Raw genomic sequence first — 19,000 nt, 5'->3', positions numbered from 1 at the left:
TTGTTGTTTCTGCAGCGCAGACAGCGGCGCTTACTCCGGCGCCTTGCTGTCCAGCCAGATGGTTACCGGGCCATCATTCACCAGGGCTACCTGCATGTCGGCACCAAACACACCGGTAGGCACCGGCTTGCCCAACACCGCCTGCAGCTCGCCAACAAAGCTGTCGAACAGCGGCTGCGATACCTCCGGCCGCGCGGCGCGGCTATAACCAGGTCGGTTGCCTTTCTTGGTACTGGCAAACAGCGTGAACTGGCTTACCGCCAGCACATCGCCACCAACCTCCAGCACCGAGCGGTTCATCACGCCTGCGTCATCATTAAAAATGCGCAGCTGGCTGACCTTGCGCACCAGCCAGCCAATATCCTCGGCCGTATCGCTGTCTTCCACCCCCACCAGCAGCAGCAGACCAGCATCAATGCTGCCCACCACCTGCTGCGCCACGGTTACCGACGCCTGTCTGACCCGCTGTACCAGAACTCGCATTTGCTACTCCCCTCATTGGACGCGACATTCTAAAATGGCGGCCCACCACCCGGACAAGGATTTGCCATGCTGATGGTCGTTTCGCCAGCCAAGACCCTGGACTACGAGACCCCCGCTCATACCGCGCGCTATACGCAGCCGGATTTCCTGGCCCACAGCGCCGAGTTGATCGAGGTGCTGCGCCAGATCAGCCCAGGCGAGCTGGGCAGGCTGATGGACATCAGCCCGGCGCTGTCCGAGCTCAACGTTGGCCGCTACCACGACTGGACGCCAGACTTCACTCCGACCAATGCCAAGCAGGCGGCGCTGGCCTTCATGGGTGATGTCTACGAGGGCTTGGCCGCAAGCAGCCTGGACGACAGCGAACTGGACTGGCTGCAGCAACACCTGCGCATCCTGTCAGGCCTGTACGGCCTGCTGCGCCCACTGGACCTGATGCAGCCCTACCGGCTGGAAATGGGTACCCGCCTGGCAAACCCGCGCGGCAGCAACCTGTACCAGTTCTGGGGCAGCCTGCTCACCGACGAGTTGAACCGCCTGCTGGCGCAGCACGAATTTCCACAACTGGTGAACCTGGCCTCGGATGAATACTTCAAGTCGGTCAAGCCAAAGCAGCTGCAGGCAAGGCTGATCACCCCGGTATTCCAGGACCTGAAAAACGGCCAGTACAAGATCATCAGCTTCTACGCCAAGCGCGCACGCGGGCTGATGGCACGCTGGGCGGTAAAGCACCGCATCAGCGATGCGCAGGCACTGCTGGACTTCAACTACGAAGGCTATGCCTTTGCGCCGGACGCCTCGGACGAAAACAACTGGGTGTTCCGCCGCGATCCGGCTGTGCAGCAAGCCCTAGCCTGAGCGCCAGCCAGCGCCCAGGCAGGCTAGCACTTCACTTCGTTCGGCAATGGCGCCCCGCAGGCAAAGGCGGTGGCGTTGCCCAGCGTGGTGCTGGCGATATTGTGCAGCGCCTCGGCAGTCAGAAAGCCCTGATGCGAGGTGACCAGTGCATTGGGGAAAGTCAGCAGCCGCGCCAGCTGGTCGTCCTGCAGGCCGGTATCGGACAGGTTCTGGAAGAACACGCCTTCCTCCATCTCGTACACGTCCAGCCCCACCCCGCCCAGGTGGCCGGATTTCAGCGCCTCGATCAGCGCCGCGGTATCCACCAGCCCGCCGCGGCTGGTATTGATCAGCACGCTGCCCGGCTTCATCTGCCGTAGCGCTGCCGCGTCAATCAGGTGCCGGGTCTGCGGCAGCAGCGGCAGGTGTAGGCTCACCACGTCCGCCTCGGCCAGCAGTTGCTGCTGCGGTACAAAACAGAAACCCAGACGCGCCGCCAGCGCGGCGTCAGGCTGCACATCGCTGGCCAGCACCCGCATGCCAAAGCCGCGGGCGATGCTGATGGCGGCCTCTCCGATGCGCCCGGTGCCGATCACGCCAAAGGTCTTGCCGTGCAGATCGAAGCCCACCAGGCCATCCAGCGAAAAATCGATCTCGCGTACCCGCACATAGGCCTTGTGGATGCGGCGGTTCACCGCCAGCAACAGGGCAAAGGCATGCTCCGCCACCGCGTGTGGCGAGTAGGCCGGCACCCGCGCCACGCGGATGCCATGCTGCGCACAGGCAGCCAGATCCACGCCGTTGTAGCCGGCGCAGCGCAGCAACACCAGCCGCACGCCCAATGCGGCCAACCTGACCACCACCTCGGCATCCAGCCGGTCGTTGACGAACGGGCATACCGCTTCAAAACCGGCGGCCAGCTCCACCGTGGCGGCATTCAGTCGAGGCTCGACATAATGCAGCTGATGCCCGGCCACCAGGTTGGCCGCATCCAGCGCCTGTCTGTCGTAGTGTTTTGTATCGAAAACAATAATGCGCATCTGAAGTTTCCTCCTGCCATGCGTACCGCAAACGCAACAGCTTAAGCCAACCGACTCAGGCTGGCAGCTGATGAATCAAGCGTTTATATCGTGCCATTTATAACAATTTCATAACGAATCAACGCCAGTTGATTTTGATCAAACGGATGTGAGGCCAGCCCGGCCGCCGCTGGCTATGATCCCCTGCTGTCACTGTCTGCCAGCTTGGACCATGAAAAAAAATCTGCCGGTTACTGGCGTGGAAACGCCGTTCACCTCGGGCATCATCGTTACCCGTACCGACCTGAAAGGCTCCATCAGCTACGCCAATGATGCCTTTGTCGCCTTGTCCGGCTTCAGCCGCGACGAGCTGCTGGGCCAGAACCACAATATTGTCCGCCACCCGGACATGCCGCCGGTGCTGTTCGAGGATTTGTGGCGCACGGTCAAGGCCGGGCAGTGCTGGCGCGGGCTGGTAAAAAACCGCTGCAAGAACGGCAACCACTACTGGGTGGATGCCTTCGTGGTGCCCATCAAACAGCAGGGGGCTATCTGCGGCTACATGTCGGTGCGCAGCCCAGCCAGGCGCGAGGCGATAACGGCAGCGGAAGCACAATATCCAGCATTGCTGCAAGGTGCCCCGCTACGCAAGCCGGCAGCACGCGGCAGGCTGCTGGCACACTTTCAGCCCGCTTACGCCGCAATCATGACCACTCTGACATGCGGCGCCGCCCTGCTGCTGGGCGGCGCTGGCGGCAGCTTGCTGGCAGCCACGGCCTTGCTGGCCAGCGGCGGCTGGTGGTGGCTGGAGCGGCAACGGCAGCAGGCACAGCATCGGCTGCTGGATGCCTGTTTCAATATTGCCGAAGGCAGGCTGACCAATGCGCTGGATATCGATACCGCCGGTGAGCTCGGCCAGCTGGAAGTTGCGCTGGCCTACATGCAGGTGCATCTGAAAGTGACGCTGGACGATGTGCAGCTGACTGCCCGCACGCTGGCCGCCGACACCGCCAGCATGCAGCATGCCATCTCCGACATTTACCGGCGCATGCAGGCGGCCAACGACAGCATGCTGCAGATGAGCAGCTCGGTGGAAGAGCTGTCGGCCGCCATCGAACAGGTATCGCAGAGCGCAGCGCAGACTGCGGAACTGAGCCTGCGCTCGCAGCAGCAGCTACAGCACAGCGCCCATGAAATGGAGGAAGCCTGCCAGCGTGGCAGCCAGGCGGCTGGCGCGGTGGCCAGCACCCAGGACATCATCGCCGAGCTGTCCGGAGCCATCGACAACATCATCCGCGTCACCCAGACCATTCACGACATTGCCGACCAGACCAATCTGCTGGCACTGAATGCCGCCATCGAGGCCGCCCGTGCCGGCGAGCAGGGCCGCGGCTTTGCGGTGGTGGCGGACGAGGTGCGCAAGCTGGCCGAGCGCACCAGCCTGAGTACCGATGAAATCAATGGCCTGATCAGCAGTGTACGCGGCGCGGCGGACAGCACGGTGGGAGCGATTGCCAGCATTACCAGCCAGACCCGCGATGGCGTGGCAACACAGCAACGCACCAGTCAGCAGCTGGCGGGAGTACACGGCGAGGTAGGCAACGTCAACGACATGATGCAGGAGATTGCCAGCGCCAATGCCCAGCAGTCAGCCAGCGCCAGTAACCTGGCCGAACGGGTGTCGCACATCGCCTCGCAGATCGAAGCGACCCACCGCGATATCGACCAGGCCAACCAGACCATACGCCAGCTGGCGCAGCAGGCCTGCAACCTGTCGCAACTGGCCGGGCATTTCGAAGTTGCCTAGCCACTGCATTGCCGGCAGGCCAGGCGCTGGCTGCCGGCAAGCGCTGCATCAGGTGTGCAACTCATCACGTGGCGGAATGAAGAACACCGCCACCGCCGCCAACAGACCGGCCAGCGCAAAGACATAAAAACACCAGCTCAGGCTGATACCGCTTTGCAGCAGCCAGCCACCGACAATCGGCCCGCTGATGGCGCCAAGCCGGCCAAACCCCAGTGCCCAGCCCAGCGCGGTGCCACGTGCGGCAGCCGGGAAGTAGCGAGAGATATAGGCATTCATGATCAGGGTAGTGGAAATGGAACCAAACCCGGCCACCCCCACCAGCGCGTAAGTCCACACCACGTCCGGGCGCAGGCTGAGCAGGGCCACGCTCGCAGCGGCCAGCAGGTAGGACACCACGATCACCCGACGCGAGCCCCAGCGGTCTGCCGCAGCGCCGGCAATCAAGGCTCCAACCACGGCAGTCAGGTTGAGCGACAGCATCAGCGCCAGGCTGGAGCCCAGCGGGTAACCGGACTTGCGCATCAGCTGCGGCAGCCAGGTATTGAGCCCATAGATCAGCAGCAGGCCCATGAAGAAGGCGAGCCAGAACAGCAGCGTGGCACGCAGATTGTCACGCTGGAACAGCAGCCCCACCGCAGCAAACACGCCGCGCGGCGCACTTTTGCTTGCCCCATTTGCTGCCTGCGGAGCAGCTGGCGTCACCGGGATTCCCAGGCTGGCAGCCAGCGCATCGGCTTGCTGGTGCCGCTGCTTGTTGCGCAAGAAGTCGATGGATTCCGGCAACCAGATAGCGATCAGCGGTACCGCCACCAGTGGCAGCGCGCCAATCATGAACAGCGCTCGCCAACCACTCTCTGGCAGTACCCACAGCGATAGCAGCGCCACCAGCACACCGCCCAGCGCATAGCCGGAAAACATTACCGCGTAGTTGAACGAGCGCCGGCGCAGCGGTGAGTACTCGATGGTAAGCGCCGAGGCGGTAGGAATGATGCCCCCAAGGCCCAGGCCGCCGATGAAACGGTAGAGGCCAAACTCCGCAGCGGAATCCGCCATCGCGGCCATGGCCATGGTGATGGAAAACAGCGCCAGACAGCTGAGCAGGGTTTTCTTGCGGCCAACGATGTCGCTTACCGTACCCACCAGCATGGCGCCCAGCAGCATGCCGAACAGTGCATAGCTGCCGATGACCCCCAGCTGTAATGGCGACAGCCCCCAGATCTTCCCCTCAATCATCGCCGGCAGTACCACGCCATAAATTGCCACGTCGTAGCCCTCTGCCAGGATCACGAACAGGCAGATGGCGATCACGCGGCGCGTTACCGCCGCTGGGATGGCATCGACCTGTTCGGGTCGTGCCGGCGCCAACTTGGCGCTAGCCTGCATGCTTGGGTTCATAGCTGCTCTCCTCCGGTTGTTCGGTGTGTGGCCCGCAGCAGGCTCCTGCTGGGGAGAGCAAAATTTACCCAAAATTAATAAATACTTATATGATTTAAACTTAAACATTTGTCGCGGCCCGCGCGCGGCATGGCCGGCGACAGCGCGGAAAGCAAACGGCGCCAACAACAAAGCCCATGCGCAATGCGCATGGGCTTTGGCAATCATGCAGCCAGTGGTACTGGCGCTATTGTTGGCTGGCGGGTCAGGCCTTCTTCACGAACTCCGACTTCAGACCCATGGCGCCGATGCCGTCGATCTTGCAATCGATATCGTGATCGCCATCCACCAGGCGGATGTTCTTCACCTTGGTACCCACCTTCACCACCAGCGACGAGCCTTTTACCTTCAGATCCTTGATCACGGTAACGCTGTCGCCATCCTGCAGCACATTGCCATTGGCATCGCGGACCACGCGGGCAGTGTCTGCCTCTTCAGCCGCAGCCTGCTGCGGCCACTCGTGCGCACACTCCGGGCAGACATAGTTGCTGCCGTCTTCGTAGGTGAATTCGGACTGGCACTGGGGACAATTGGGCAACTGGCTCATGGGATACCTTGCAAAATGAAAGACCGGCCGACACGGCACTTGGCCGCAGCGGCAAAGCACGCATTATCGCCGGCCCGCGCCTGCACCGCCAGTCCCCCTACTACGGCCAGGGGCAAATCAGCCCTGTGCCTTGGCCTGCAGGTAGCCAGCCACCGCGTCGGCCGGCATCGGCCGCGCCTCCAGGAAACCCTGCATTTCGTGGCAACCATTGGCCAGCAGCCAGTCGCGCTGCGCGGTGGTTTCCACCCCTTCCGCCACCGTGCTGCAGCCCAGGGTCCGGGCCAGGGTAATGATGGTATGCACCACCGCGCGGCCTTCCTCGCGATCCAGATTGCGCACAAAAGCCAGGTCGATCTTCAGTACCGATACCGGCAGCTGCTGCAGGTAAGCCAGCGAGGAATAACCGGTGCCAAAATCGTCCAGCGCGATCTGCAGCCCCAGTGTCCGCAATTGCTGCAGCACCGGCAGCGCCCAGTCGAGGTTTTCCATCGCCACCGTCTCGGTCACTTCCAGTTCCAGCTGTGCCGGGTCAACACCATGACGGGCACAACTTTGCAGCAGGAAGGCCTGCAAGCCGGCGTCACTGAGCTGGCGGGTGGACAAATTGATGGCCAGTCGGCCCACCGCCAGTTGTTCCCGCTGCCAGCTGGCCAGCTGGGCGATGGCCTGGTCCAGGATCCAGCGCCCAAGCTCCAGGATAAAACCGGTTTCTTCCGCTACCGGGATGAATTCGCCAGGGCTGATCAGCCCTTGTGGCGTCTGCCAGCGCACCAGCACCTCGAAACCGGCCACCTGGCCATCATGCAGGGCAATGCGCGGCTGGTAGACCAGGAAATACTGCCGCTGCTGCAGCGCGGTGGCCATCTGCCCGGCCAGCTCCAGCCAGCGCCGGGTTTTCTCCGGCTGCGCGGAATTGAACTGCATCACCTTGTGCTGTCCGCTGCGTTTGGCTGCGGTCATCGCCAGTTCGGCATACTGCAGCAGGGTATCCGGCTGCTGGCAGTCCTGCGGAAACAGGCAATAGCCGGCAGTGGCGCTGGCTTGCAGCCGCACTTCGCTATCCAGCTGGAAGGGGGAGGCGAATGCGGCCAACAGCGCATCGCCACGCGCATCCGGCCGCATCTCGCCCGGCATGATCACCGCGAAACTGTCACCCTGCAGCCGGGTAAGCGTCTCGGTGGGTAGCAGCAGGCTCTGCAAGCGCAGGCAGCTAGCGACCAGCAGCTTGTCGCCGACGTCATGGCCGAACACCTGGTTGATACGCCCCAGCGCATCGACATTGAGTACCAGCAGCGCACCCTGCCCCGGCGTATGTACTACCTGCCCCAGCCGGTCCAGCGTGGCGCGACGATTGGGCAGGCTGGTCAACTCGTCATGATCGGCCAGCCATTGCAGCTGCATGGTCTGCTGCACTTGCGATGACACATCGCTGACAAAGGCCAGCACATGCGGCAGGCCGTCCCAGTGCAGCGGCGCCAGCGCCACGTTGACATAAAACTGCGAACCATCACGCCGCACCGCCTGCAGGCCCTGCCGCTCGCTCATGCGCCGGATCTGTGGCTGCTGCTGGAAATCGCGACGGTGCTGCACATGCCGGCCTCGCATCTGCTCGGGTACCAGTGCCTCCACCGGCAAGCCGGTCAGTTCGCCAGACTCGGCGCGGAACAGGGTCTCGGCAGTGGGGTTGCTGCTGACGATACAGCCAGCATCATCGATCACCAGCACCCCTAGCGGCGCACTGGCCACCAGGGTGTGCAAGCGCTGCAGTGCATCCTCATGCGCGGCTTTTTCCACGTTCAATTGCTGATAAGGCAATAGCAGGCGGGTTTCAATTACCCCGCGCAGAAAAAAACCCTGCCCCACCACCTTGAAAACATGGCCCAGGCCATTGGCTAGATCATCCACCAGCTGATAAAAACAGAAAAACAATTCGCCAAATGCCAGCACCAGCATGCCGGCTGTCAGCCACTGGCTGGCAAATATGCTTTGCTTGAGAGAGTGCATGCGATATGCCAGCAGCAGATAGCTGGCTACCAACAACCACTCGAGGCCGATTTTCAAACCGCTAAGGCCGTGCCCTGGAATAAACAGCTGCGGCAGCAAATCGTGATAACCGACGCCGGTAACCGCGAATAGCAGGCCATAGCCCAGCAACAGGTAAACCGCGCTGGCGTGATGACGTTGCGGCAGCAGCATGAACAGCATGGTGAGCGCCACCGTGCTGCGTGCACCCAGCCACAACACAATGGCCTTGTGCGGGGTGTTTTCTCCCAGAAACGCCGGCAATACCGGGTAGGACACCGCATGCAACACATCCAGAGCGGCCACCACCAGGAAACCGATGGCCAATACCCGTAACTGCTTGCTGCTGTCGGTCTTGTACCACGACATCACCGCCACCAGCAGGCTCATGGCAATCGACAGGATTTCCAGCAAGGTATGCAGTGCGGCGTAGTTGGGCAGTCGCAGCCAGCCCGGGTTGAATGCCTGGAACAGCAGCATGCCGATGATCATGCAACACAGCGCTGCGGCCAACAGCAGCGGGTTGGTGTGGCGGGATTGCACGATGGAAGCAGTAGTCATCTGTGGCGTCTGCCGCTGGTTAGGAATGATCGAGCAGGTTCGTTGCGACGGCTGGCCGGCATTCGCCGCTGCAGTTACAGCCCGCGGTAGCAAGCAGCCGGGTGGAACAAGCCACGATACATTCTATAACAATAGAATGAAATTCTTGCAGCTTTATCTCATAGCGAATGACAGGCAAAGGTCCCGCCCGACAGACAGAACAACATATTGTTACCTGCGACTATCACCACCCCTCCCGCTTGCCGACAAGCCACGGCCGCTGAATTGATTTGCTGATGAAATAAATGACCAATGATTATTATCATTAACATGCATCGTTTATTTCCTGCTGAAACAATCCGCCTCTCTGCCTGGCAAAAAATTCGCCAAAATATTCATCGCGCATTTATTCATACAAATATTCAATTGTGCTGTTGAGAATAAAATGCAATGCAAGCGTTGCACTTGCCAACGACAGAAACCATAAAGTATTAATAACAATGGTTGCCAATGCCCGGAGAACAACATGAAGATTTCCCAGCGTCTGATTCTGCTTATTAGCGTGGCCGTCGCCGGCATGCTGTTGTTGACAGTAAATACCTTCCTGCAACTGGGGCGCATGAATACCCAGATTGTAAATATCGGGGACAATGTGCTGCCCAGCATCAAGGTGCTGGGAGATGCCTCACGCGAATTACTGGCCACGCGCAATGCAGCTCTGGCACACATCATGGCTACCGATGCCGCAGAGAAGAGCAACATCGCCAACAGCCTCAAGACCAGTAGTGAGGAGCTGGCCAAAGCTGCAACCCTATATGCCCCGATGGTAGTGAATGAAGAAGACGGCCGGCTGCTGTCGCAATGGAAAAGCGGTAGCGAAGAGCTGAACAAGGTGTATGCCAATATACTGGCCGCGTCGAACGCCGGTCAGGCGGATGAAGCCATGCAGCTGGCCAACGGTAGCCGCGAACGCTTCCTGGCGGTGGAAACTGCCATCAAGCAGCATGTCAAATTCAACGAAGAACTATCCACCGCCGCCAAGGCGGAGGCCACTAATGTCAGCAATAGCGCCCGACTGACTTCCAGCGTCATCGCCCTGCTGGCGGTGGTGCTGCTGGCAGTACTCGGCCTGCTCAGTTACCGCCAGATTATCGGCAGCGTGCAGCGCGGCCAGCGCAGCATCCAGCAACTGACCGATTCGCTGGATTTCACCACCCGTTGCGAAGTGAAGGGCAAGGATGAAATCGCCCAGATGCTGAGCGCGTTCAACGTGCTGATCGAAAAGCTGCAAAGCAGCCTGCGCATCGTGGTTTCCGCCTCGCAGGATGTAGCGCAGTCTGCCACCGAGCTAGCCGGCTCCGCCAAGCAGGTGGCCGCCGGCTCCAATGCCCAGAGCGAGTCCGCCTCCACCATGGCGGCGGCGCTGGAGGAAATCACCGTCAGCATCAACCACGTGGCCGACCGCACCCAGGAGGCCAACAGCCTGGCGCAGGACACCGGCAGCCGCGCGCAAAACGGCGAAGTGGTGATTACCGGCACCAGTCAGTCAATCGAAAGCATTGCCGGCGCCGTGGAGCATGCCTCGCAGCAGATGGGCCAGCTCAGCGAGCGCACCCGCGAGATTGCGGTGGTAGTGAACGTGATCAAGGACGTGGCCGACCAGACCAACCTGCTGGCGTTGAATGCCGCCATCGAAGCTGCGCGTGCCGGCGAAATGGGCCGCGGCTTTGCCGTGGTGGCAGATGAAGTACGCAAGCTGGCGGAGCGCACCGCGCAGTCCACCCAGGAAATTGCCGCCATCATCGGCGCCATCCAGACGGTGTCGGAAAGTGCTGCCGATCGCATGCACGGCGTGGTAACCAATGTGGAAAGCGGCGTGGAAGAAGCCGGCAAGGCACGCGATGCGATCCAGTCCATTGCTGAGGTGGCGGAGCAGAGCCGCAGCCTGGTTGGCGAGATCAGCCATGCCATCCGCGAACAGGGCACCGCGGCCAACAGCATCGCCATGCAGGTGGAAAACGTGGCGCAGATGGCGGAGGAAAACTCGGCCGCAGCCTCGCACGTTACCGAGCTGGCCAGCCGCCTGCAGGGGCTGTCGCACAGCATGCAGCAGGAAGTGGCCGTCTACCGGGTATAAATCACCGCAACAGCGCGGCGGGCAACATGCCCGCCGCAGTCATTTGCGCCAGCATCAGCCCTGGCGCGCCGGCGCCGGGCGCAACGCTGCACCACCCTGCCGCTGCAAACCCCACAGGTTGGCCGCAATGATCAGTACCATCCCCAGCAGCTGCCAGCCATCCAGCAAGCGGCCATAGGCCAGGTAATCCACCAGCAGCGCCACCACCGGGTAGCTGAAGCCCAGCAGGCCGATCCAGTGCGTGGGCAACTGGCGGAAAGCCGCGTACATCACGATGTACATCAGCGTGGTATGCACCAGCCCCAGGGTAGCCAGATACGGCCAGTGCGCACCCACCACCCACAGCGTGGCATTGTCCAGCAGCGGCCACAGCAGCAGCACGCCAGTAAAGGTCTGCACGCTGGCGATATGCGTGGGCAGCAGGGTTTTCGGCAGCTGCTTGCTGATCAGTGTTACCACCGCATACAGCACGGCGGCGCCCAGTGCCAGGCCAACCCCCAGCAGGCTGGCACTACCGCCGCCGCCCGGCTGCACGATCAGCAGCATGCCGGCAAATGCCACCGCCAGCGCCAGCAGCTTGCGCGTGGTCAGCGCCTCGCCCAGCACCATCCGACCCAGCAACAGCAGCCAGAACGGCTGGGTGTGATACACCATGGTGGCGATACCAATGGAGCTGTAATGGTAGGCATTGAACAGCAGCAGCCAGTTAGCCACCAGCGCCACACCGCCGGCCACGCACCAGGCCAGGCTGCGGCCGGTAAACGGCCAGCTGCGCCACTGCCCGCGCCACCAGGCATACAGGCCCAGGCCCAGCGTGCCCAGCAGGCAGCGCACGAATACCACGTTCCACACCGATTGCCCGGACTGCAGCACAAACCAGCCAATGGTGCCGGACAGCGCCATGGCGGCCAGCATCTGCAGCACGCCCAGGCGCAAAGATTGTTGTTGCGACATGATTGCTTTCTCCTTACCAGCCAGTGTGCAACAGCATAGGGGCGAAACGGCACTGGCCAAATGGGCTTTGCAAGGCAAATCCGGGCTGCTACCTTGCATTTATCGGAAAAAACACGGGATTGCCTAACATGAAAGACTGGATCGACATCCAGCTGGTAGGGCTGCTGCAGCAGGATGCCCGCCAGAGCCTGGCCGAGCTGGCACGCAAGCTGAAAATGTCCGGCCCCAGCGTATCCGAGCGGCTGAAGCGGCTGGAAGAACATGGCGCCATTCGCGGCTACCTGCCCGAGCTGGACTGGCAGCAATGGGGCTATACCCTGCAGGCCATCGTGCGTCTGCGCTCGCTGCCCGGCCAGCTGAAGACACTGGAAGCGCGCATCGTCGCCACGCCGCAGATCATCGAATGCGACAAGGTAACCGGCGAGGATTGCTACATCGCCCGCCTGCTGCTACGCGACATCAGCCAGCTGGACGAGATACTGGACGGCTTTGCCGAACTGGCCACCACCACCACCAGCATCGTCAAGGCCAGCCCGGTGCTGCGCCGGCTGCCGCCACTGCAACCATAACGCTGTTTGTAGATACATTCGACAAAGGATGCAGCCAACGTTGTGTGGCGCCCTAATGCCCCACGGGGAGTGCCGGTCAAAATGGTATTCGCCAGGTTTTAAGACGGCAGCTGAGCCGTTTGACGTGAGCAAACGGCAAATTGCCGGCGCCTGGCGAATGCCGTTTTGGCCGGGGTTTCGCGGAACCGTGGGGATGCTCCAAGCGTAGGGTGGGCAAAGGCCCGGGGCCGTGCCCACCGGCAAGATTGCGGTGGTGGGCACGCTATGCTTTGCCCACCCTACAAAAAAACGGCCAAGCTGTATTCACAGCTTGGCCGCACAGGCAGGCAACGACACAAGGGCGCCTCGAAAAACCCGGATTTCTAACCGAGATAAGTTGCGGCGAGACAAGGCGCGAGTGAAAAATTTCGACGCAGCATATATTTGATATGTAAGGAGAAATTTTTCGTGAGCAACGCAGTATCGCAACGAAAGCGGGAGTTTTTCGAGGTGCCCACAACAATCTTCAGACGCTGTACTGCCGCTTGGGCTTGCCGCTGCGCTGGGCGTTTTCCCAACCGCCCACCTCGCCCACCGGCACATCCGCCGCTTCCAGCGGCGCCAGGCCGCGCACCAGGTCGGCGGCACGCTCCGCCAGCATGATGGTGGGAGCGTTCAGGTTACCGTTCGGCTCGGTGGGGAACACCGAGGAATCAATCACCCGCAGCCCGGCAATGCCACGCACCCGCAGCTCGGAATCCACCACCGCCATGTCGTCCTCGCCCATGCGGCAGGAGCCGCAGGGGTGCATGGTGCTTTCCATATTGGCGCGCACGAAGGCATCGATCTCGGCATCGGTCTGTACCTGCGGCCCCGGCGCCAGCTCCTCGCCGCGGTAGCGGTCCATCGCCGGCTGCGCCAGGATCTCGCGGGTGAGGCGCACGCAGCGGCGGAAGCCTTCGCGGTCCTCTTCACTTTCCAGATAGTTGAAGCGGATCTCCGGGTGCTGGTACGGGTCGGCGCTGCGGACCCGTACATAGCCACGGCTCTTGGGCTTGTTGGGGCCGGTCAGCACCATGAAACCATGACCCTTGAACGGCTTGTCGCCGTCGTAGCGCATTGCCGCCGGCAGGAAGTGGAACTGGATGTCCGGCCAGCGCAGGCCCTTGTCGGAGCGAATGAAACCGCCGGCCTCGAAGTGGTTGCTGGCGCCCAGGCCATCCTTGAACAGCAGCCAGCGCAGGCCGATCATCGCCTTGCCCCACAGGCTCATCTTGCCGTTGAGGGTAATCGGCTCCTTGCAGGCGTACTGGATGTAGATCTCGCTGTGATCCTGCAGGTTCTCCCCCACCCCCGGCAGATCGTGCTTCACCTCGATGCCGGCCTTGCGCAGCACCGCCGCCGGGCCGATGCCGGAACGCTGCAGCAGGTGCGGCGAGCCGATCGGGCCGGACGACACCAGTACCTCGCGGCGGCAACGCACGGTATGGGTCTTGCCGCCCTGGTCGTATTCGATGCCCACCGCGCGCTTGCCTTCCAGCAGGATGCGGCGGGTCATGGCATGGGTGACCACGGTCAGGTTCGGCCGCTGCATCGCCGGGCGCAGGTAGGCGTTGGCCGTGGACCAGCGCACGCCGTTCTTCACCGTCATGTGCATGGCGCCAAAGCCTTCCTGCATGTAGCCGTTGCAGTCGTCTGTCTTGATGTAACCGGCCTCGGCACCGGCTTCCACCCAGGCACCGTACAGCGGGTTGGCCATATTGTTGCCGTTGTTGGTGGCCAGCGGGCCATCGCCGCCACGGTAGTCGTCGCCGCCGAACTTGAAGCTTTCGGCACGCTTGAAGTACGGCAGGCAGTTCGCATAACCCCAGTTCTTCGCCCCCAGCGACTGCCACTCGTCAAAGTCGTAGGCATGGCCACGGATGTACACCAGGCCGTTGATCGACGAGGAGCCGCCCAGCACCTTGCCACGCGGGCAATGCAGCCGGCGGTTGTTCAGATAGGGTTCCGGCTCGGTCTCGAAGTGCCAGTTGTAGCGCTTGGTATTCATCGGAATCGAGAACGCGCTGGGCATCTGGATGATCACGCTCTTGTCGCTGCCGCCGTATTCCAGCACCAGCACACTGACCTGCGGGTCCTCGGTCAGACGGTTGGCGAGCACACAGCCGGCGGAGCCGGCCCCCACGATGATGTAGTCGAATGTCTGTTCCATGATGCTTGTTCCTGGCTAACGATTGGCAGCACTGCTGCGGCCAACCTTGAGGCTGGCGGATGCCGCCGGCAGGTAGTCGCCATGCCCCTGCGGGATCACCAGCAGACGGGTCAGCAGGTAATGCACTACCCCAGCCAGCACGCAGGACGGCAACGAGGCCGACAGCACGGCAAACAGCGGCGAGCTGGCAAGCGTCTGCGGGTTGAAGATGATTACGTAGATCAGGAAGCCGGCCAGCAGCGCCAGCAGTGCCACCGGGTTGAAGCCCCCCCAGAAGCGGAACGGCGAGCGGCCTTCAGCGGCAAACACACTGCGCAGGCTTACCCGCTGGCGCCGCAGCAGGAAGTAGTCGGCAATACCGATGCCGGACAGCGCGCTGTTCAGGGCAGAGGTCCACACCAGGAAGATGAAGAAGCCGTCGTAGATGCCGGGGGTAAAGATCACAATGGCCGCCGGTATCACGCAGAACAGCACCACCAGCAGCTCCCACTTCATCGCCCGCAGGCTGTCCCAGGCAATCTGGCGCAGGCCGACGATGGAGGTGTACAGGATGTTGATCATGCTGGTGACGTTGGCAAAGGCAATGAAGCCCAGGGCGATCACGCCAACCACCACCCCGCCAACAGTCGTCATCCAGATAGTGGGATCGCTGTTGCCCATCGAGGCAGCACCCAGCAGACCGACAATTTCACCCAGGGAAGCGGCCCCGAAGATACCCACCACATTCGGCCAGAAGGAGGTGCGCTCGTTCTTGCTCAGGCGTGCCAGGTTGCCCAGGTACGGCCACCAGGAAAACCCTGCCGCCATGTTCACTTCCACCGCGATCATGAAATTCAGGTGCTTGTTTTCTGTCGGAGGCCCCAGCGCCGGCATGGCCATCAACTCTGCAAAGCCGTGCTTCTGGAAGATCATCCACAGCATGCCCAGCATCAGCAGCACCAGTGCCGGTGCCACGATCATGTTGAAGAACTTGATCGAGGTCGGCCCCTTGGCCACCACCCAACCGGTCAGCACGATGGATGCCAGTGCCAAGGCCAGCGCCAGCGGCCCGGTTGGCAATGCCTGGTGGGAGTCCACCAGCGCAATCAGGCCATCCACCGAGCGGCCGAACATCATGCCCAGTACCGCCAGCCAGCCCATGGTAAGAAACACCACCGCCAATACATAAACCAGCCGGCTGCCATTGGCGCCGAACACGCTGCGCAGGAAAGTGAACTGCTCCAGCCCGTATCGCCCGCTGGGCAGACAGGTCGGCAGTGCCACCAGCATCACGCCGAGAATGTTGCCGATGATGATGGCGGCGATGCCCTCCTTCGGCCCGACGAACAGCGCGGTGGCGCCGCCGATCAGGAATGCCCAGGTGGCGATAGCCAGTGCGGAGTTGGCGTAGGTGAACTCCCAGAAGCCCCAGATACGCTCGCTGGGTAGCAGCGGCGTATCGCCACGCTCCGCAGCCAGGCGGAATTCGACATCACGTTGATTGCTCATGGCTCACACTCCCCACACATAGCAGACGACAACCAGTCCTACCGTCAGCAGCAGTGCTGCCAGGTAATCCGCCACGCCCATGGCACCGGGCCAGTGCGCTTGCGCCTCCAGCTCCTCGTAGCAGCGGATGCGCTGCTCCAGGTCCGCTGCACATTCCTTGTCTTGCATGGTGTTCATCAGTGTCTCCTCTATATTTTTTCTGGCGTATGCCAGTCACACTGAAAACTGGTAAATGCTGGCCAGGCAGCCCGCCTTGCGGGCCGCGCTGGCCGACAGCGGTAAATCAGGGCAGCGTGATCCACACCGCCTTGGTGGTCATCAGGTGATCCAGCTGTTCGGCGCCGAGATCCTTGCCGAAACCGGAACCCTTGAAGCCGCCAAACGGCAGCGCCGGGTCGATGGTGCCGTGGGCGTTGACATACACCATGCCGGCCTCGATGCGCGGGATCAGGCTGTGCACCAGGCTCAGGTCATTGGAGTAGATGGCAGCGGCGAGCCCATATTCAGTATCGTTCGCCAGCGCTACCGCTTCATCCACATCGTCGAACGGCAGGGTCACCAGTACCGGGCCGAAGATTTCCTCGCGCACGATGCGCATATCCTGGCGGCAGTGGGCAAAGATGGTCGGCTCCACAAAGAAGCCGGGGCCGGGCAGCGCCTTGCCGCCACAGGCCAGTTGCGCGCCCTCCTCGATGCCGCTGGCGATGTAGGACAGCACACTGTCCTTCTGCTGTGCGGACACCAGCGGGCTGATGTAGCAGTCCGGGGCCAGGCCGGGGGCGATCTTCAGTTCGCGGGTCAGCGCCACCAGCTCATCCAGGAACGGCTGGTACACGCTGCGCGCCACGTAGACGCGGGTGCCGGCATCGCACACCTGGCCGGAGTTGAAGAACACACCATTCACCACCGCGTTGGCCGCAGCCTTCAGGTCGGCATCGGCCAGCACGATCACCGGCGATTTGCCACCCAGCTCCAGCGTCACATGCTTGAGCTGGTCCACCGCCGCGGCGCCTACCTTGCGGCCAACCGGGGTGGAGCCGGTAAAGGTGAGCTTGTCGATGCCGGGGTGGCTGGTCATGGCGGCGCCGATCACGCTGCCACGGCCGGTAACGATATTGACCACACCATCCGGAATGCCGGCCTCTTGTACCAGCTCGGCAAAACGCAGCGTGGATAGCGAGGTCAGTTCCGCCGGCTTGATGACCATGGTGCAACCCACCGCCAGCGCGGCGGCCAGCTTCCACACCATGGTCTGCAGCGGGAAGTTCCACGGCACGATGGCGGCCACCACGCCCAGCGGCTCCTTGCGGGTGTAGGCCAGGTAATTGCCCGGCAGCGACGACGGCTCCACGGTGCGGCCATGCAGCTTGCTGGCCCAACCGGCGAAGTAGCGGATGGTGTCCACCGAGCCCTGCACGTCGATATCGCGGGCAAAGCCTACCGACTTGCCCATATCGATGGCTTCCAGCTCGGCCAGCTCGGTAGCGTGCTCCTCCATCAGATTCGCCAGGCGCTGCAGCAGGCGTTCGCGTGCCAGCGGCTTGAGCTGGCGCCATTCGCCGCCGTCGAACTGCGCGCGGGCGGCGGCCACGGCGCGGTCCAGATCGGCCACGGTGGCGGACGGCACGGTGGTGATCTGGCCTTCGGTGGACGGCTCGGTCACCTTGAAACGGGCACCATCGCTGGCATCCAGCCACTGGCCGCCGATGAACATCTTCTGCGGCTTGGCGAGGAACGCCCGCGTGGCGGCGGAAATACCGTATTTATCCAGATACTGCTGTACGACTTGATCCATGGTGTTCTCCTCTTTTTCAACGCCGCCCCGTCTTAGCGGGGCTGGCGCGACAGGTGGTGTTCAGCCGCGGCGGGCTTCGGCGCGGGCGTGGAAAATGAAGCCGATGCTGTTCATCAGCAGCTGGGCGGCCAGGATGGAGGTCACGCCGGTGGGGTCGTAGGCCGGGGCCACTTCCACCAGGTCCATGCCGACGATGCGGCCCTGGCTGCGCTTGGCCAGGCCCTGGATGATTTCCAGCACTTCGTAGTACTGGAAGCCACCATGGCTGGGAGTGCCGGTGCCCGGCGCGATGGACGGGTCGAAGCCGTCGATGTCGATGGTGATGTAGTAGTTGGCCGCTTCCGGAATCTGCGCCAGCACACCCTCGGCGCCCAGCTCGCGTACATGGCGTACCGACAGCACGGTGGAGCCGGCGGCGCGGGCGGCGGCGTAGTCGTCACGGTTGGAGGACGACACATTGCGGATGCCCAGCTGGGTCATGCCGACGATGTGGTCCATCTCCGAGGCGCGGCGCAACGGATTGCCGTGGCCGTAGCGCACGCCGTGGCGCTCGTCGACAAAGTCGAGGTGGGCATCGATGTGCAGAATGTGGATCGGGCCCTTGCCTTCGAACGCCTTGATCACCGGCGCGTGAATGGAGTGATCGCCGCCCAGCACCACCGGCATGGCGCCGGCAGCCAGGATCTTGCGTACTGCCAGCTCGATATTGGCGTTGCTGCTGGCCATGTCGGTGTGCACGATGTCTGCATCGCCCACGTCCACCATGCGCACGTCTTCGCGGGTGAGGTACATCACGTCGTCTTCGAAGTCGTAGGCGCCGGCATGACCGAAGGAGAACAGCGTGGAGGCCTCGCGGATGCCGCGCGGGCCGAAGCGGGCGCCGGAACGCCACTGGGTGCCCATGTCATTGGGCGCGCCCAGAATCGCCACGTCGGCGTCGATACGCTCCCAGTCCAGGCAGACCGGGGCTTTGGCGAAGGTGCAGTGGCCGACGAACGGCAGGTTCAGGCGACCTTCTTCGTAACTGTTTTTCGACATTTGTCTCTCTCCGCATGTGAGGTACTGGTACCAGCCGGGGCTTGCATGGCGCCCGGTGTTTCCATGACTATGCGCAGAGATTCGTGTCGAAAAAATAATAAAGATCAGATGCACACATCGGATTTTCCGAAGTAAGACG

General features: G+C 62.3%; 15 protein-coding genes. 4 read left to right on the top strand and 11 right to left on the bottom strand.

The features are described 5' to 3' along the window. Nucleotides 1-30: 30 nt before the first annotated feature. Nucleotides 31-483, bottom strand: a complete 453-nt coding sequence (dtd, locus tag ACFOKJ_RS05635) for a D-aminoacyl-tRNA deacylase (RefSeq protein WP_390277338.1) — start codon at nt 481-483, stop codon at nt 31-33. 66 nt (nt 484-549) lie between these two features. Here dtd and yaaA point away from each other — a divergent pair, with 66 nt between their 5' ends. Further along, nucleotides 550-1,341, top strand: coding sequence for a peroxide stress protein YaaA (gene yaaA, locus ACFOKJ_RS05630; protein ID WP_390277335.1), 792 nt, complete (start codon nt 550-552; stop codon nt 1,339-1,341). A gap of 23 nt (nt 1,342-1,364) precedes the next feature. On the opposite strand, the gene ACFOKJ_RS05625 is transcribed toward yaaA, so the two are convergent. Continuing rightward, complete coding sequence (locus ACFOKJ_RS05625; RefSeq protein ID WP_390277333.1) at nt 1,365-2,360, bottom strand: 2-hydroxyacid dehydrogenase; 996 nt, start codon at nt 2,358-2,360, stop codon at nt 1,365-1,367. Nucleotides 2,361-2,571: 211 nt separating this feature from the next. On the opposite strand from ACFOKJ_RS05625, the gene ACFOKJ_RS05620 reads away from it, so the two are divergent. After that, nucleotides 2,572-4,146, top strand: a complete 1,575-nt coding sequence (locus ACFOKJ_RS05620) for a methyl-accepting chemotaxis protein (protein ID WP_390277331.1) — start codon at nt 2,572-2,574, stop codon at nt 4,144-4,146. Nucleotides 4,147-4,194: 48 nt separating this feature from the next. On the opposite strand, the gene ACFOKJ_RS05615 is transcribed toward ACFOKJ_RS05620, so the two are convergent. From ACFOKJ_RS05615 to ACFOKJ_RS05605, 3 genes are all read right to left on the bottom strand, one after another. Then, complete coding sequence (locus ACFOKJ_RS05615; protein ID WP_390277330.1) at nt 4,195-5,541, bottom strand: MFS transporter; 1,347 nt, start codon at nt 5,539-5,541, stop codon at nt 4,195-4,197. 244 nt (nt 5,542-5,785) lie between these two features. Next, nucleotides 5,786-6,127 carry a zinc ribbon domain-containing protein YjdM gene (locus ACFOKJ_RS05610; RefSeq protein ID WP_390277329.1) on the bottom strand — a complete coding sequence of 114 codons (342 nt, stop codon included), beginning with the start codon at nt 6,125-6,127 and terminating at the stop codon, nt 5,786-5,788. A gap of 117 nt (nt 6,128-6,244) precedes the next feature. Beyond that, a complete protein-coding gene (locus tag ACFOKJ_RS05605; protein WP_390277327.1) occupies nt 6,245-8,710 on the bottom strand; it encodes a bifunctional diguanylate cyclase/phosphodiesterase in 2,466 nt (821 codons plus the stop codon). A 505-nt stretch (nt 8,711-9,215) separates the two neighbouring features. Here ACFOKJ_RS05605 and ACFOKJ_RS05600 point away from each other — a divergent pair. Further along, nucleotides 9,216-10,826 carry a methyl-accepting chemotaxis protein gene (locus tag ACFOKJ_RS05600; RefSeq protein ID WP_390277326.1) on the top strand — a complete coding sequence of 537 codons (1,611 nt, stop codon included), beginning with the start codon at nt 9,216-9,218 and terminating at the stop codon, nt 10,824-10,826. A gap of 54 nt (nt 10,827-10,880) precedes the next feature. On the opposite strand, the gene ACFOKJ_RS05595 is transcribed toward ACFOKJ_RS05600, so the two are convergent. Next, on the bottom strand, nt 10,881-11,780 hold the full coding sequence (locus ACFOKJ_RS05595; protein WP_390277324.1) for a DMT family transporter: 900 nt from the start codon (nt 11,778-11,780) through the stop codon (nt 10,881-10,883). A 128-nt stretch (nt 11,781-11,908) separates the two neighbouring features. Between ACFOKJ_RS05595 and ACFOKJ_RS05590 the strand changes: the two genes are divergently transcribed. Continuing rightward, nucleotides 11,909-12,349 carry an Lrp/AsnC family transcriptional regulator gene (locus ACFOKJ_RS05590; RefSeq protein ID WP_390277322.1) on the top strand — a complete coding sequence of 147 codons (441 nt, stop codon included), beginning with the start codon at nt 11,909-11,911 and terminating at the stop codon, nt 12,347-12,349. A gap of 505 nt (nt 12,350-12,854) precedes the next feature. On the opposite strand, the gene betA is transcribed toward ACFOKJ_RS05590, so the two are convergent. The 5 genes from betA to speB all read right to left on the bottom strand — a co-directional run bounded on the left by betA (nt 12,855) and on the right by speB (nt 18,861). Continuing rightward, nucleotides 12,855-14,540 (bottom strand): choline dehydrogenase, encoded by a 1,686-nt coding sequence (gene betA, locus ACFOKJ_RS05585; RefSeq protein WP_390277320.1) that lies wholly within the window; start codon nt 14,538-14,540, stop codon nt 12,855-12,857. A gap of 15 nt (nt 14,541-14,555) precedes the next feature. Then, nucleotides 14,556-16,028, bottom strand: a complete 1,473-nt coding sequence (locus tag ACFOKJ_RS05580; protein WP_390277318.1) for a cytosine permease — start codon at nt 16,026-16,028, stop codon at nt 14,556-14,558. Nucleotides 16,029-16,031: 3 nt separating this feature from the next. Then, on the bottom strand, nt 16,032-16,205 hold the full coding sequence (locus ACFOKJ_RS05575; RefSeq protein WP_390277316.1) for a hypothetical protein: 174 nt from the start codon (nt 16,203-16,205) through the stop codon (nt 16,032-16,034). A 106-nt stretch (nt 16,206-16,311) separates the two neighbouring features. Next, entirely contained in the window at nt 16,312-17,823 is a 1,512-nt protein-coding gene (locus tag ACFOKJ_RS05570) for an aldehyde dehydrogenase family protein (RefSeq protein WP_390277314.1), read from the bottom strand. A gap of 60 nt (nt 17,824-17,883) precedes the next feature. Continuing rightward, the gene (gene speB / locus ACFOKJ_RS05565; protein ID WP_390277311.1) at nt 17,884-18,861 is read right to left on the bottom strand and encodes an agmatinase; all 978 of its coding nucleotides are present in this window, start codon (nt 18,859-18,861) and stop codon (nt 17,884-17,886) included. Between the last annotated feature and the right edge of the window lie 139 nt (nt 18,862-19,000).

Source organism: Vogesella amnigena (assembly GCF_042648905.1).
GTDB classification, from domain to species: domain Bacteria; phylum Pseudomonadota; class Gammaproteobacteria; order Burkholderiales; family Chromobacteriaceae; genus Vogesella; species Vogesella amnigena.
This window is presented reverse-complemented; position numbering and strand designations above follow the sequence as displayed.